Below are 16668 nucleotides of genomic sequence, written 5' to 3' on the forward strand. Positions count from 1 at the left end.
TTGCGACTTAATCAATTCGTGTAGATGAAGTTAGCTGCGATAGACATAGGATCAAATGCTGCCAGACTGCTTATTTCCGAGGCATCTCCCAATAATGCGGGCAAGATGGACTTTACCAAAGTGAATTTGGTGAGAGTACCATTGCGCTTGGGTTTTGATGTGTTTGCCACCCAGATGATCTCTGAAAAAAGAGCCACTTGCCTGATAGATACTATCCGCGCTTATAAACTTCTGCTCGATGTCTACGAAGTAAAATACCTGAAAGCCTGCGCCACCTCTGCCATGCGCGACGCGCAAAATGGCATGGCTATTTTGAGCGAAGTCAAAGAACAGACTGGTATCGACATCAAGATCATCAGCGGCCAGGAAGAAGCTTCCTTTATTTATGAAAACCACGTTGCCGAACAACTGGATAGCTCTAAATCCTATCTCTATATTGATGTAGGCGGTGGTAGTACAGAGCTTACCTTTTTCAGCAAAAAAGAGTTGATCTTCAAGGAGTCGTTTAATATCGGGACTATCCGATTGCTGCATAACCAGGTGGCCGACGGTTCCTGGCAGCAGATGAAAGATTTCCTGAAAAATAATCTTCGTGGGGTCGGCCCCGTAGTTGCTATTGGCTCCGGTGGAAACATCAACAAAGTCTTCTCTTTATCAAAACGCAAGGAAGGCAAACCACTTTCTTTGGATACCCTCAAAGATTACTATAAAGAATTCAGTAGCTTTTCCGTAGAAGAAAGAATTCATATCTATAACCTGAGAGAAGATCGTGCAGACGTGATTGTACCTGCATTACAGATCTATATCAATGTAATGCGCTGGGCAGATACGCCGGAAATTTTTGTTCCTAAAATCGGGCTCGCCGATGGACTGATTCATGCACTCCATGCTGAAATCGCCGCAGCAACTGCCCGGCTGTAAAAAACATTTCCATTTTATTTTTTATATCCCCACCTTTGCGTAAGCAAATACATACTGCTTATGTCTGTGAATAAAGAAATAAAGCGTGTAACAACGCATGTATTGCAGAAGATGAAGGTAGATGGTGAACGTATTTCCATGCTCACCTGCTACGATTATTCTATGGCCCGCGTCCTGGATGATGCAGGTATAGACATGCTGCTGGTAGGAGATTCCGCCTCCAATGTAATGGCTGGTCACGAAACGACACTGCCTATTACACTGGACCAGATGATCTACCACGCCTCTTCTGTTGTCAGGGCAGCAAAACGCTGTTTTGTAGTGGTAGACCTTCCTTTTGGCTCTTATCAGGGCAATTCCAAGGAAGCGCTGAATTCTACCATCCGCATCATGAAAGAAACTGGTGCACACGGTGTTAAGATAGAAGGCGGTGAAGAAATTATCGAGTCAGTAAAACGCATTATCTCTGCAGGCGTACCTGTGATGGGACACCTCGGACTCACCCCTCAATCTATCTACAAATTCGGAACATACGCAGTAAGAGCCACAGAAGAAGCGGAAGCCGCCAAACTGATCAGCGATGCTAAATTATTGCAGGATGCCGGCTGTTTTGCCATCGTATTGGAAAAGATCCCTGCACTCCTTGCCAAACGCGTAGCAGAAGAACTGCAGATTCCTATCATTGGTATCGGCGCTGGTAAATATGTAGATGGACAAGTACTGGTAATGCATGATATCTTCGGTATCAATAAAGATTTCAAACCACGCTTCCTGCGTCGTTACCTCGATCTGTACGGTGAAATTTACAATGCTACGAAGTCTTACATCAAAGATGTGAAAGACAGAGACTTCCCTAGCGACAACGAACAATATTAACCTTTTTCAGAGGGTATATCAACCGTTAAATATTGGGCGCCAGCCCATCGCAGCAATGCGGTCTTCAGATACACTAACGCTTGATATACCCTCTTCGATTCTACACTAATTAGTAGAATTATCTTCCCGCTCTCCAGAAAAAATATCCAGATATAATTTATTAAAAGAAATAATTTCTTATATTCGCTGGATAGATATGAACTACCTGTTAAACATACAGCTTTCTCTACTCTCCTATCTGCGGAGCACTTGCTCCCACGTGCCTTGATCGGCTAGGGGTACATATCTCCCATATTCCCATTTATTTCCATCAGCACTATTTTTTTACAGTAACCATTACTGTAAATGCTTTGCGCGTATTCGTAAAAGTTAGCAATCCTACCTGCTGACCGCATAATATTTTTATGCTTTTGCAGGGAGATATCTCACTAGGATATCTTATGTCTACTTTTTCGTATAGTCGTTAGCGTTAGTCTGATTTTTTCATTAATCCAATTCCATTTAGATATGAAAAAGATCACCATTATCGGCGCCGGCAAGATCGGCGAAACCGCTGCATTTCTTTTACAAACATCCGGCGACTACCAGGTTACCATGGCAGACAGCAACCCACTGATGCTTGAAAAACACGCATCACCCGGCGTTTCTCCATTGTTACTCGACGTTAATGACCAAACTGCCCTGGAACAAGCCCTGGTAGCGCAGGATATTGTATTGAGCGCCTGCCCTTACTTCCTCAACGTAAAAATTGCCACTGCTGCCGCAAAAACCAACACCCACTACTTCGACCTTACAGAAGATGTGGCCACCACCAATGCCATCAGAGACATCGCAGCAACGGCAGGCGTCTCCTTTATGCCCCAATGCGGCCTAGCCCCAGGATTCATCAGCATCGCGGCCTATGACATCGCCAAACAGTTCGATGAATTAGAAAGCGTAAGACTCCGTGTAGGCGCCCTCCCACAGTTTCCTACCAACAGCCTCATGTACAACCTCACCTGGAGCACAGACGGGCTTATCAACGAATATTGCAACCCTTGTGATGCCATTCATGAAGGCGTACGTAAGGAAGTAATGCCAATGGAAGGCTACGAAAAATTTGCCCTCGATGGTATTGAATATGAAGCTTTCAATACCTCCGGCGGCCTCTCCGCTTTAGCCGAAATACTCGATGGTAAAGTCTACAACCTGGACTATAAAACTGTCAGATATCCAGGCCATTGCCATCTTATGAAGATTTTACTCAATGAGTTAAAATTGAATAAAAAAAGAGCCGTTTTGAAGGAAATTATGGAGGATAGCATACCTTTCACCCCACAGGATGTAGTTCTGGTATTCGTATCTGTATCCGGCACCGTGAACGGACGCTCCGTACAACGTTCCTATTCACGTAAAATCTACAACCAAGCCATCGAAGGCAAAGATTTTACCGCCATACAGTTGACTACCGCAGGTGCAGCCTGCGCAGTGATAGACCTGCATAGTAAAGGATTACTGCCGTCTCAGGGCTTCGTTCGTCAGGAAGATGTGCTGTTCCAGGACTTGATCACCAACAGGTTTGCTGCCTACTATAATAAGAATTAATACAAGAGATATGCTTAGTGAGATTTTACAGGGCCTGATGAGCCGCTACATGGAACGTGTTCCGGATGTTGCCGGCGTTGTAAATGCCATGATCAAAGAAGGAATTATTCAATCGGCAGGAGATATCGAAAACGATCATATTGCTTTCCGTACCATGGGCGTGCCCCAGCTGGGCGTACAGTCACTGGAAAAAATTTTCCTGCACTATGGTTATCAGAAGAAAGATGCCTTTCACTTCGCTGGTAAGAAACTCGACGCATGGTGGTATGCACCTCCTTCTCCGCAATACCCAAGGATCTTTATCAGCGAACTTCGTGTGAAAGACCTCAGCCCTAAAGCACAGGAAATAATTCTTAGCTATACCTCCGAAGTAAAAAGCGATCCTGTAGACGCACTGAACCTGGAGGATAGTAAAATTGTTGATACATTTCTGCATAGCGGATTATGGCGCACTCCTACCCTGGAAGATTTTAAAATACTCGCCGCTGAAAGCGAATATGCTGCCTGGGTTATCTATAACCGCTATTACCTGAATCACTTTACAGTAAGCGTACATAACCTCCCGCAAGGATACAATACCATCGCGGAATTCAATACCTTCCTGGAAAGAAATGGCTTTGTACTCAACGACGCCGGCGGAAAAATAAAAACAAGTCCAGACGGCAACCTGCTGCAAAGCGCCACCATAGCAAGGATGATAGAGGCTACATTCGCTAACGACGAACATTATGAAATCGCCGGCTCATATGTGGAATTCGCTGAACGTAAGATATTACCTGCATTCAAAGACCTTCCTCCTACCGCCATCAAACGCGAACATCGCCGTGATGGCTTCGAAACAGGTAATGCAGATAAAATCTTCGAAAGCACCTATACTGAACAGACTAAAAAAAACGCTTAAATAATTTTTATATACTGCCTCAGTAATATCGTTCATCAACAAAAAATGATCATGGAAAATATTCTGAAAGAATTCGGTATCGACGGACATCAAAGCGGCGTAAGTACAGGACAGCACTGGCTTCCCGGCGGTGGCCCCGATATTACTTCTTATTCTCCGGTAGATAATAAAGTCATCGCTACCGTAAAATCTGCCAGCAAGGAAGATTTTGATGCTGTTGTAGTTACTGCACATGAAGCATTCAAAACATGGCGCCAGTGGCCAGCTCCACGCCGCGGCGAAATCGTTAGACAAATCGGAGAAGCACTACGTAAACATAAACATGACCTGGGACGCCTTGTTTCCTATGAAATGGGAAAGAGCCTGCAGGAAGGCCTTGGAGAAGTACAGGAGATGATCGATATCTGTGATTTTGCCGTAGGACTCAGTCGCCAGTTACATGGCCTCACCATGCATTCCGAAAGACCTGGTCACCGTATGTACGAACAATGGCATCCATTAGGTATTACCGGTATCATTTCCGCATTCAATTTCCCTGTAGCTGTATGGAGCTGGAACTCTATGCTGGCATGGATCTGCGGAAATGTCTGCATTTGGAAGCCATCAGAAAAAACACCTGTTACAGCATTAGCCTGTCAACGTATAGTCGCCACCGTATTCGCAGCAAACAATGTTCCTGAAGGCGTATGTTGCCTCATCACCGGCGCCCGCGATGCCGGCGAATGGATGTCTGCAGACTCCCGTATACCATTGGTATCCGCTACCGGTTCTACCCGTATGGGTAAGGCCGTAGCAGCCACTGTTGCGGGCCGCCTCGGACGTACAATTCTGGAACTCGGCGGCAACAATGCTATCATCATTTCAGAACATGCTGATCTCGATATGTCGCTGATTGGCGCAGTATTTGGCGCAGTAGGTACTGCCGGACAACGCTGTACCTCCACCCGACGTCTCATCATCCATGAAAAAGTATATGATGAATTTACCCAACGCCTGGTGCTGGCCTATGAACAGCTAAGGATCGGTAATCCACTAGACGAAAACAACCACGTAGGCCCACTCATCGACAAAGATGCGGTAGCTGCCTACCTGAAAAGCATCGAAGCCATCAAACAACAAGGCGGTAAATTCCTAGTTGATGGCGGCGTGCTCGAAGGCAAAGGATATGAATCCGGTTGCTATGTAAAACCTTGTATCGCCGAAGTAGAAAACTTCTATGAAATCGTACAACACGAAACATTTGCACCGATCCTATACGTGATGAAATACCAAACGCTTACTGAAGCTATCGCTATACAGAATGATGTGCCACAAGGCCTTTCTTCTGCGATTATGACGGTTAACCTCAGAGAAGCAGAACAATTCCTTTCTGCAGCCGGCTCCGACTGCGGCATTGCCAACGTAAACATCGGTACTTCCGGTGCTGAAATCGGTGGTGCTTTTGGTGGTGAAAAAGAAACAGGTGGCGGCCGTGAAAGTGGCTCTGATGCATGGAAAGGATATATGCGCAGACAAACCAATACTATCAATTATTCCTCCAGCCTGCCTTTGGCCCAGGGAATCAAATTTGATTTGTAAAATAGGGTGGAATTTATTCCGGTTTTTCCAGCTCCGACGCCTTGCGTCGGAGCTTTTAATTTCACTTCAGGAGGTTACTGCCCGATCAGATCTTTAAAAGCGGTTGACAAAATTCTTTACGCCCCTCCGATACCTTAGATGGTTACCGTTTGAAGGCATCTCTACATACATCGACGAAGCATGGATTTCAAAAAATACTAGCGAGGCTGGAAAACCCCGCTTTTCGTTAAACGGAAACCATGCTTATGAGAAAAATATCTGATAGCAAGAGATGCTATCCTATACTCTTCAGACCATAAATATGAAACTAATTTTTGAATATTCATATTCAACGTTTGTGCTACAAAGGTAATTTCTGACATACAATCCATGTTTTTCAAGGTGTAAAAGCGACAGAATCAATGTAAATATTTTTTAGTACATGCCTGTAGCCGCTTAGTTCCTAACCAATTATAACCAATCAACTAGGTGAGAACGCGCTTATCACTAAAATTTAATGTTATACCGCTTTTTCCATATCTTTAACCTATCTAGTTTATTTTTACTCATATATCGGGAAAATGTTGAACATGAAATTGTTTAGTCGGGAGATGGCTGTCGTGGCAGGATGTGTAGCAATGTTAACTGCATTCAATTCCACCACTCAGGCACAAAGCAACCCCTCAGTGCCTAAAAATTGGCAGCTGCTGAGCTTCGATACCGACAGTGTTTACGGTACCGGCGTGGAAAAAGCCTACAAAGAATTGCTGAAAGGCAAAAAAAGTACTCCTGTAATCGTAGCTGTAATCGATTCAGGCATAGATACACTCCATGAAGATCTTAAATCTATAATCTGGATCAACAAAGGAGAAATACCTAATAACGGAAAAGATGATGACGGCAACGGCTACATCGATGATGTACGCGGCTGGAACTTCTTGGGTGCTAAAGACGGCAGCAGTCTGAAAGAAGATTCTGATGAAGCTACTCGCGAATATTATCGCATCAAACACAAATACAATAACCCAGACTCCGCACTGGACCATAATTCTAAAGAATACGCTGAGTGGTTGAAACTGCAGGACAGAATCGAAAAACCTGCCAATCAAAACAAGCATACGTACAAAACCATGTCTATGCTCCAGCAAAACCTGAACAAATGCGAAAGCATTCTGAAAGATTATCTCCACACGAATGATTTCACATTAACGCAGCTGGACAGCATCCAGACAACCAGCCAGGACGTACTGCTGGCCCGCAATTTTATCACCCGCATCCTGAAAAATGCCGGCGACGAAATCCCTGCCTCATTTAATGAATTCAAATCCGAATTCGATGAATATGTAGCAGAAACCAAACGTAAAGCAGAAGCAACAGACATACAACCCAACGCTAACAGAGAAAAAATCGTTGGCGATAAATGGGATGATATCAACGATCGCAAATATGGCAACAATGATGTTATGGGTACCTTCAGTTTCCATGGCACACACGTTTCCGGTATCATTGGCGCGGTACGCAACAATGGTGTTGGTATAGATGGTATTGCCGACAATGTTAGCATCATGCCGATTAAAGCCGTGCCTGATGGCGACGAACGCGATAAAGATGTGGCCCTGGCCATCCGCTATGCGGTAGACAATGGCGCTCAAATCATCAACATGAGCTTTGGCAAACCTTTCTCACCACATAAAGAGTGGGTTGATGATGCCGTAAAATATGCAGAGTCGAAAGGTGTATTGCTGATACATGCAGCCGGCAACGACGGTGTTGATGTTGACAGCGTTGATAATTTCCCTAACCCGAACTATCTCAGTGGTGGTAAAGCGACCAACTTTGTAACTGTAGGCGCAATCGGTACTGGTCGTCAACGCGATAAAGTAGCCAGCTTCTCTAACTATGGCAAACATAACGTTGATCTTTTTGCACCTGGAGTAGACATCCTGTCTACCGCGCCAGGCGGCAATAAATATAGAAGTGCCAGTGGTACCAGTATGGCAGCTCCAGTGGTTACCGGCGTAGCAGCATTGGTGCTCTCCTACTACCCTGATCTCAGCGCAAAACAGCTGAAATATGTACTGGAAAAAAGCGCTACTCCATTGCCTGACGGCAGCACCATGGTCAACAAACCTGGTGACTCAGGTGCGGAGGTAAATTTCAGTGATCTCTCCGTAACCGGTGGTATCGTAAATGCTTATGAAGCGCTCAAATTAGCCGCTACTATCAAAGGCGACAGGGTTGCTCCTAAAAAGCAACATAAGGCGAAAATGAAGCCTGTACGCAAGAACTAGACAGATATCCATTTAAAGAGACCGGGGCTAATCAGGAAAATCCTGTTTAGCCCCGGTTTTATTTTAGGTAGATGCCTACATTATTTTACCAGCCTGATAGCAATCGGATAGCGATAATGCTCTCCTTTATTTGCCGCAATAGCTGCTATAATGGAGAATACCAAATTGACGATTTTCAGAATGGAATAAATACCACCAAAGCTCAGCCCGAAGTGAAATACATGCATTCCGCCTCCGAAAATAATCGCATTGCCGAAGGCCCATATGCCAGTAATAATACCAGCAACAATCACCAGTATTAAAGACAAAATACTGATCGTCAGCTGGAAATTCAGCGCCTCTTTTCCTTGTTCGTCTACAAAAGTGGAATCACTGCGTTTGATCAGCCAAAGAATAAATACCAGCAAGACATTGCCGGCCCAACCAAAGAAATAGTAGCCTAGTAACCCTGACAAATGCAGTAAGGTCACCCAGGTCCGTTCGTCTCTTTCGTTCATCATAGGGGAAATAATTTGAGGAAGAAGTTATGAGGTTATTCTGTAATTTCAAAGCAGTAGAGAAGAAAAAAAACTACAAACCTGTAAGCCGGATTCTGTAATCCCCGTTGCCAGAGACCTGCTATCATTTATCTACGACGATGTTCACACACCGCCTGTATCTGCCTACCCTCGGTCAACGGGCGAGCAACCCTTAAAGACCGTATACATGGCATTTCAGCACGCAAGGTTTACCCGCATATACAGTTACCTGTCTACGCCGTGGGCTCTTACCCCACATTTTCACCCTTACCCCTACAAGTAGTGGCGGTAATTTTCTGTGGCACTTGCTGTTCTATTTCAAAGAAATAGCCCCACCCGTTAGGTGGTGCGTTGCTCTGCGCTGTCCAGACTTTCCTTCTTTCCGCTCAAGTCGAAAAGACGATAGCACGGTTTGTAGTTAGTGTGCGAAGTTACGTAAAAGATTTCGGAAACCTGCAACAGAAAAGGGATTGAAAAGATTAATCCTTTCAATCCCTTTACCATGGCTGTTACCAGCTAGCGAAAATTTATCTCAGTGGCACCATAACCATATCGGCCATGGTATTGATTTACAAAGTTTGCAACTTCTGGTGTTTGTCTGAGCACACCGTGAATCTCATCTCTCAGCTTACCTGTACCAACACCATGGATCACAATCATGTGATGTAATTTATGGGAGATGGCCAGATCCAGATAACGCTGGAAAGCATTTAACTGTATGGCTAAAATAGCAATGTTGCTAAGGCCTTTCCAGTTTTTTTCCAATTTTTCAATGTGAAGGTCTACTTCATGCTTAGGCTCCAGGGTAGTCTCAGGCTGTAGCTGAATTTTGCTCAGCAAGCTAGCCATACTTCCAGAACCAATTGGCTTGATGTTCGCCTTCTTGTTTTTGCTCGTTTCCGTCACTGCTGGCGCAGGTGCTGGTTCCGGCTCCGGTTCTTTATCAGGATATTTTTCGAACAAAGGAATAGTCAATGTAGCTTCTGCCTTTGTGCGCAATTCTTCCAGCTGCACAAACATCTGCTTAGGCTTGATCTTCCATGTTTTCTTAACGGTAGTAGCCAGGTTAGGCTGTGGATCTTTCAGTACAAAGGTGAATTCGAACCGCGGGTTATCATTCAGCGATTCAAACATCAGGTCTGTCAGATAGAAGTGATTATAAGGATGAATTTCATTCTTAATCTCCAGGTCCATCTTGTTGCCCAACCATACCTGGAAATAAAAACGCATGGCATGTGGCGTATCATTAAACAGATGAAACTTCATCAGCTTCACTGTTTCGTCAAAACCATCATGCTGATAAACGGGTAATACAGACAGGAACATGCCTTTATCCGTTTTCAGGTCTTCATATTTGCGGCGGTCTACTTTTATTTCGTCGCCAGGAATTAATTTGGGCTTGGGTTTCACCAGCTTCTCCTTGGTAAAACGATGGAAGTAAGGAAAGTCTATCTGGTCCAGGTATACTGGAAAAGCAGTTCCTTTTACGTCTATCATTACCATGTTATCATTCACAACGTCTACAACTGTAGCTTCCTCTTTGGAACTTAACAGCAGGACCTTGTCTCCTATTTCGTATTTCATAAATGCATTCTTGCTACAAAGCTAATTTTTTTTGCGCAGAGACGCAAAAGACTGAGAGAGAAGGCTTGATAAGAGGAAAAAAAATTTAACGCAGGCGCTTGCCTGTGGAATAGAGGGTTAACAAACACCCTGATTTTAAGCCATTTACAGGCTAGTCCCTGACACCACCTGAATAGTGCCGGCTGTGTTTAGGTTCTGGATGACGGCGCATAAAGTCGTCTGCAGAAAGCCGACCACTACCGACTACCAGAAAAACAATCAGCAAGACTAAAACGAGTAGAGAAAGGCCAAGCACCGGATAAACCTGGAACAGCCCTGTGCGTGAGTGCACAAATAACAATGCCCCCAATAACACCGGGATGTTCAATAGTGCGGCCAAGCGGGTGAAAAGCCCCATAGCAATGAATAAACCACCTACTGTGTGCGCAAATACGATGTAGTGCGCAATGCCGAATGACACTGCTGCCAACGCCGGGCTGTCCTTAATGATGACGGTCAATGCATCCCTGTGCTGGACAAAGATGATACCTACGTACATCAGGAAGCAGCCTAATGCGATACGGACAAAATCAAGCCATTTGGGGTGATGTGCATTGCCCCATTTTTCGATTTGTTGTAGTGTGCTCATAAAATTGAATTTTATGGTTCAAAGAGCTACACTGAAGTTACGAAGATTATTGTTTCCGGAGCTTACTGTGGGTATAACTGTAGCTGAAATAAATTGTTAAACCAATAATCAGCCAGATCGAGAAAACGATCCAGTTTTTCAGCTCGATTTCCGTCATCAGGTAGAAGCAGCTCAGCATTCCCAGCACTGGGATCAGCGACAGCTGTTTGCTTACGGAAAGTACCACTGTGATGCAGGTTACAATTACAAAGAGGAAGAAGGGAATATTGTGTTTCCATACATTCCAGCCGCCATCAAACGAGAGCCTGTTGCCGATTTCACCATGGAAAAAACCTAATAATATGAGGATAATCAAAGGCACGATATAGCGACTGCTGATATATGGCATCCTGAAACGTTTCTCTGCACTTTTTTCCTGTGGTGGCAGCATCAACACACCACCACAAACCAGGATAAAGGCAAACAAAGTACCGATACTGGTCAGGTCTGTTACGATAGTCAGGTTAAGGAATAAAGCCGGAACACCAACTATAATACCAGTAACGATTGTAGCGAAGGAAGGTGTTTTAAATTTAGGATGGATCTTGCTGAATTGTTTAGGCAACAGACCATCACGGCTCATACTCATCCAGATACGTGGTTGTCCGATCTGGAATACCAGTAGTACGCTGGCAGTCGCAATAACTGCGCTGGCGCTAATGAGGTAGCTAATCCAGGAGAGGTTTACTTTATCAAACACGAAAGCCAGCGGATCGGCTACTTTCAGCTCAAAGAAGGGCACCATACCGGTGAGTACAAATGAAATAAGAATATATAATACGGTACAAATAATCAGCGAGTAAATCATCCCTTTGGGCAGATCTCGTTGTGGATTGGCACATTCTTCGGCCGTGGTGCTCACAGCATCAAAACCAATGTAGGCAAAGAATACAGCCGATACGCCCTTCAGCACTCCAGAGAAACCATTAGGCATAAAAGGAGTCCAATTCGCTTTATTTACATAAAAGAATCCAACAACGATTACGAAAATGATAACTAAGATCTTGAGGCCTACCATGAAATTGGCACTGCGCTTACTCTCCCGGATACCTACATAAGCCAGGTAAGTGATGAGTACTACTACAATGAAAGCAGGCAGGTTCAAAATCACTGGCAATCCGGCAATGTGTGGTGCATTAGCAAATACTTCCGGTGAGGCGCTATCATAGTTATTGGTTAGCCAGTCGGGGAATCCAATACCAAAGCCTTTGAGGAGGTTATTGAAATAGCCGCTCCAGGATATGGCCACGGCAATATTACCAATCGCATATTCAAGAATCAGCGCCCAGCCTATCACCCAGGCAGCCAGTTCACCAAAAGTTACGTAAGAATAGGTATAAGCACTACCAGATACTGGTACCCTGGAGGCAAATTCAGCATAGCAGAGTGCAGAGAAGCCGCAGGTAACGGCAGTGATAACGAAAAGAAGGGATACACCCGGGCCACCATGAAAGGCAGCTTCTCCGATAGTAGAGAAAATTCCGGCACCAATTACGGCTGCAATACCCATTGCGGTCAGGTCTTTTACCCCGAGTACTTTGTGAAGTCCCCCTGTTTCATGCCCGTCACCCAAACCTGCATTAGCATCTTTCAATATGGTAGTAAGCGATTTTTTACGAAACAGCGAATTGGACATCGGCAAGGATATTACAGTTATGCTTTTATTAAATATTAAAGGCGCGAATATATGGGAAAAAGTAATAAAAAATTCCGCAACAGCAAATACAGTCACAAAAAAGGCCATCTCTATTTGATAGAGATGGCCTTTTTTATTTATTATCAATATTTTATTGCTGTCTGTTGAGCAAATAATTAGCCAGGTCTTTTAAAGCCTCTTTACGATTGCTGAGTACAGCAATATTTTCGAGATTTTCAAAAGCCAGTGCAGTAAATCTCTCCTTCTCTTTCTCTGCCCACTCATCTACTTTACAATCGCGGAAGATAGCCAGTACGCGTTCTACTTTATCTGCAGGTTCTGAATCGAGCAATGCGCGTAATTCAGCTTTCTGCGCATCATTGCTACGCTCAAAAGCTTTCAGCAGCAGGAAAGTCTTTTTATTTGCAAGAATATCTCCTCCCTGTTGTTTACCAAATTTTTCAGGATCCCCAAAGGCATCCAGGAAGTCGTCCTGGATCTGGAAGGCAATACCGATATTTTTACCGAATGCATAGAGGTGCTCCTGATTACCTTCGCTGGCGCCGCCAATAATAGCGCCCATCTGCAAGCTGGCAGCCAGCAGTACGGAGGTTTTCAGGCCAATCATATTTACGTAGGATTGGTAATCGACTGCTTCCGGATCGAGATGTTCGAAGTCCATGTCCAGTTGCTGACCTTCACACACTTCAATAGCAGCTTTATTAAAAACGGTGGTAAGTTTTTTCTGATAGTTTGCGTTGACTTTATTCAGTCTTTCGTAAACATTAATCAGCATGACATCACCAGAAAGAATGGCTGCGGTGTCGCCGTAAACGGTATGCACAGTAGGTTTTCCTCTACGTAGAGGTGCCTTGTCCATGATATCATCATGGATAAGCGTAAAGTTATGGAAGAGCTCAATGGCGCTACCAGCCTGGAATGCGTCCGGGTGCAGGCTATCAAATAGTTCGTTGCCCATCAGGCACAAAACAGGACGGATTCTCTTACCTCCCATTTCCAGTATATGGCCGGCTGCTTTATACAAACGGCTGGGTTCTGCTGGAAACTGTAGTTGATCAAAGTACTTGGTAAACTGCGCTATTAACTCTTGAAACGATTGCATTGCTGTTATTCAGTTGAAATTATTTTTTCTTCTTACCTGTTTTTTTTGTGTCTGCCTTCTTTACCGGTTTAGCTACTTTTTTCGGCACTGCTTTTTTGGCGGCGGCCTTTTTAGCCGCTGCTTTTTTCGGTGCAGGTTTAGTAACGACTGCTTTTTTCGGCGTCGCCTTTTTAGCGGTAACTTTCGTTGCAGCTGCTTTTTTAACAGTTGCTTTTTTAGCGGCCGCTTTTTTAGGTGTTGCCGGTTTCACTGTAGCAGCTGCTTTCTTAGGCTTTGCTACTGGTGCTGCCGCTTTCTTAGCAACAGTTTTCTTCACTGCTACTTTTGAAGGAGCTGTTACTTTTTTAACTGCTTTTGCAGTAGCCTTTGTAGGTGTATTTTTCTTCACTACCGGTTTTTCAGCTTTGGAAGCTTTTTTTACGGCAACGGGCTTCTGAACTGTTTTCGCGGCCTTTTTAGGCGTGGCTACTTTAGCAACAGCGGCTTTTTTAGCAGGTACTTTTTCTACTTTAGTCGTTGCTGTTTTCTTTGCGCCTGTTGTCGACGCCTTAGCTGCCACCTTCGCTGTTCTTTCTTTTTTAGCAACTGGTGCTGCCACCGTTACGGGCTTAGCTTTGACGCCTTCTTTAGGCGTTGCTGCTGGCGTAGTGGATGCAGGCACTTTAGTGGCTTTCTTAGCTTTTGTTTTCTTGCTCGGAACTGGCATATCTGCAGTAGGTTCCGGCATGAAAACTTCCTGTGGCGCCTGTTCCGGCGCTTTCTCCAGCACTGGCGCCTGTTGTAGTTCTTCCGTATGAAGAACAGGCTGCAGTGCTGCCGGCACTTCCGGCGGTGTAATTATACTTTCAGAAATTACTGGCAGATCGATTGGTGGCACATCCGCGGCCTGTATCTCATTTTGCTCTTTAGACGCGGCTTGCGGGATATACTGTTTCTTATCTTTTTTCTTTTTCTTCTTAGGATGTTGTTGGTTTGGCTGTTGGAAGCGTTGCTGTTGCTGCTGTTGTTGTTCACGTCTGGAAGGTTGTTGTCTGCGACCAGGGATATTGGTCTGCAGCTCTTCTTCCAATTCATAATCCAACTGACGTTTGGCCAGGTTGGCAGATACCACCCTGATCTCCACTTCCTCTCCTATTCTAAATCTGCGTCCGCTGGCAGTTCCAACCAGTGCATATTCAGCTTCGTTGAAAACGAAATCTTCTTTTTTGTTGAGATTGTGAATGCTTACCAAGCCTTCACATTTGGTATCCACGGTTTCTACCCAGAAGCCAAAGTGCGCAACACCACTGATAACACCTTTAAAGGTGCCTCCAATGTATTGTTGCATATATTCCACCTGCTTGTATTTGTTGGCCGCACGTTCTGCTTCCATGGCTTTACGTTCCATTTCGGAGCAATGACGGCATTCCTTTTCCATCTGCTTATCAGGATGAACATCATTCGCCAGGCATTCCGCCACCACTCTATGCACCAACACATCGGGGTAACGACGTATGGGCGATGTAAAGTGGCAGTAGTCTTCAAAGCCTAATCCATAGTGGCCAATGTTATCTACTGTATAAGCAGCTTTCGCCATGGTACGGATACCCAGCGTTTCCAGTACATGCTGTTCTGGCTTGCCCTGCACCATTTCCAGCATTTTATTGAAGGAACGGGCAATACTATCCGGGGTACCCAGATCAAAGCGGTAACCAAATTTGTAGGCAAAGCCGGCAAATACTTTTAGTTTTTCAGGATCTGGTGTATCATGCACCCTGTAAGGGAATGGAACGGGTTGTTTGTTGACTTTAATTTTAGAAACATAGGTGGCTACTGTGCGGTTGGCAAGGAGCATCAGCTCTTCAATCAGCTGGTGGGCCTGTTTGCTTTCCTTAATTACAATGCCAATTGGCTTGCCTGTTTCATCCAGTTTAAATCTTACTTCCTGGGAAGAAAAATTAATAGCTCCTTTTGCGAAGCGTTCTGCACGAAGGGTCTGGGCCATTTTATTGAGCAGCAGTATCTCGTTTTTATACTGTCCTTCGCCGGATTCGATGATTTCCTGTACATCTTCATAGGTAAACCTATGATCGGAGTAGATAACGGTACGGCCTATCCAGTGTTGCTTTACTTCACCTTTTTCGTTCATTTGGAAGATGGCCGAGAAAGTACATTTTTCTTCATGCGGGCGCAGGGAGCAAAGTTCATTGGAGATTTTCTCCGGCAGCATCGGCAGTACGCGATCTGGCAAGTATACAGAGGTAGCGCGTCTCTCCGCTTCTTTGTCCAGGGCGGTACCAGGTTTTACATAATGGCTGACATCTGCGATATGTACACCTACTTCATACATTCCGTTTTTCAGCGGACGAATGGAGATGGCATCGTCAAAGTCTTTTGCATCTACCGGATCGATGGTAAAGGTGAGAATATCTCGGCAGTCTTTACGTTTTCGTATTTCCTCTTCCGTTATATCTTCCTGGATCGATGCCAGTTCTTCCATCACTTCTTTAGGGAAGTTGAGTGGGAAGCCGGCTTCGATGAGGATTTCCTTCATGGCCAGGTCATTGGTATTGCTGGCATCAAGGATTTCTATGATCTCGCCTACTGGTTTACGTGATTTTTCGCCCCAGGCCACGATCTTCACCACCGCTTTATCGCCGGATTTGGCGTCGCCTAGTGAATTGGCGGGGATGTATATGTCCGGCATGAACATACCTTTCTCAGGTATGAGGAAGCCGAAGTTTTTACTTACCTGGAGGGTACCGGTAAATTCTGTTTTATTTCGTTTAAGGATCTCCGTTATGACGCCTTCTTGTCGTCCTTCATTGCGGGCTGGTTTAATGATATCCACCAGTACTTCATCACTATCGAGGGCAGAATTCAGGTTTTTCTGTTTCACCATGATATCGCGGGAAAGCCCTTGTACGATAACGAAAGCCATTCCAGAGCGGGTTACTTCTACCACGCCTTTGAATGTTTTCTTCTGGCTACTGTTTCTTTTATCTTTCTTCTTTTTACTCATGTTTCAGGG

12 protein-coding genes and 1 other RNA gene are annotated in these 16668 nt (G+C 44.7%); 6 read left to right on the forward strand and 7 right to left on the reverse strand.

Features of this window, described 5'->3' with window-relative positions; genetic code table 11:
- Positions 1-24 precede the first annotated feature (24 nt).
- From ACE38W_RS12495 to ACE38W_RS12520, 6 genes are all read left to right on the forward strand, one after another.
- Positions 25-921, forward strand: coding sequence for an exopolyphosphatase (locus tag ACE38W_RS12495; protein WP_375831291.1), 897 nt, complete (start codon positions 25-27; stop codon positions 919-921).
- Between the two features lie 60 nt (positions 922-981).
- Positions 982-1797, forward strand: a complete 816-nt coding sequence (gene panB, locus ACE38W_RS12500; RefSeq protein WP_375831293.1) for a 3-methyl-2-oxobutanoate hydroxymethyltransferase — start codon at positions 982-984, stop codon at positions 1795-1797.
- A gap of 507 nt (positions 1798-2304) precedes the next feature.
- Positions 2305-3381 (forward strand): saccharopine dehydrogenase C-terminal domain-containing protein, encoded by a 1077-nt coding sequence (locus tag ACE38W_RS12505; RefSeq protein WP_375831294.1) that lies wholly within the window; start codon positions 2305-2307, stop codon positions 3379-3381.
- Between the two features lie 10 nt (positions 3382-3391).
- Entirely contained in the window at positions 3392-4282 is an 891-nt protein-coding gene (locus ACE38W_RS12510) for a DUF1338 domain-containing protein (RefSeq protein WP_375831295.1), read from the forward strand.
- Positions 4283-4333: 51 nt separating this feature from the next.
- Positions 4334-5860, forward strand: coding sequence for an aldehyde dehydrogenase family protein (locus ACE38W_RS12515; RefSeq protein WP_375831296.1), 1527 nt, complete (start codon positions 4334-4336; stop codon positions 5858-5860).
- Positions 5861-6429: 569 nt separating this feature from the next.
- Positions 6430-8130, forward strand: coding sequence for a S8 family peptidase (locus ACE38W_RS12520; protein WP_375831297.1), 1701 nt, complete (start codon positions 6430-6432; stop codon positions 8128-8130).
- 80 nt (positions 8131-8210) lie between these two features.
- On the opposite strand, the gene ACE38W_RS12525 is transcribed toward ACE38W_RS12520, so the two are convergent.
- From ACE38W_RS12525 to rnr, 7 genes are all read right to left on the reverse strand, one after another.
- Positions 8211-8630 carry a DUF4870 domain-containing protein gene (locus ACE38W_RS12525; RefSeq protein ID WP_375831298.1) on the reverse strand — a complete coding sequence of 140 codons (420 nt, stop codon included), beginning with the start codon at positions 8628-8630 and terminating at the stop codon, positions 8211-8213.
- 65 nt (positions 8631-8695) lie between these two features.
- Positions 8696-9067: RNase P RNA component class A (gene rnpB / locus ACE38W_RS12530), an RNA gene on the reverse strand.
- Between the two features lie 97 nt (positions 9068-9164).
- Positions 9165-10232 (reverse strand): Smr/MutS family protein, encoded by a 1068-nt coding sequence (locus ACE38W_RS12535; RefSeq protein WP_375831300.1) that lies wholly within the window; start codon positions 10230-10232, stop codon positions 9165-9167.
- A 151-nt stretch (positions 10233-10383) separates the two neighbouring features.
- Positions 10384-10860, reverse strand: a complete 477-nt coding sequence (locus ACE38W_RS12540) for a DoxX family protein (protein WP_375831301.1) — start codon at positions 10858-10860, stop codon at positions 10384-10386.
- Positions 10861-10906: 46 nt separating this feature from the next.
- Positions 10907-12535 (reverse strand): amino acid permease, encoded by a 1629-nt coding sequence (locus ACE38W_RS12545; protein WP_375831303.1) that lies wholly within the window; start codon positions 12533-12535, stop codon positions 10907-10909.
- A 151-nt stretch (positions 12536-12686) separates the two neighbouring features.
- Positions 12687-13658, reverse strand: coding sequence for a polyprenyl synthetase family protein (locus ACE38W_RS12550; RefSeq protein ID WP_375831305.1), 972 nt, complete (start codon positions 13656-13658; stop codon positions 12687-12689).
- 19 nt (positions 13659-13677) lie between these two features.
- Positions 13678-16659 carry a ribonuclease R gene (gene rnr, locus ACE38W_RS12555; RefSeq protein WP_375831307.1) on the reverse strand — a complete coding sequence of 994 codons (2982 nt, stop codon included), beginning with the start codon at positions 16657-16659 and terminating at the stop codon, positions 13678-13680.
- Positions 16660-16668: the final 9 nt, after the last annotated feature.

Source organism: Chitinophaga sp. Hz27 (assembly GCF_042263525.1).
In the GTDB taxonomy this organism is placed as follows: domain Bacteria; phylum Bacteroidota; class Bacteroidia; order Chitinophagales; family Chitinophagaceae; genus Chitinophaga.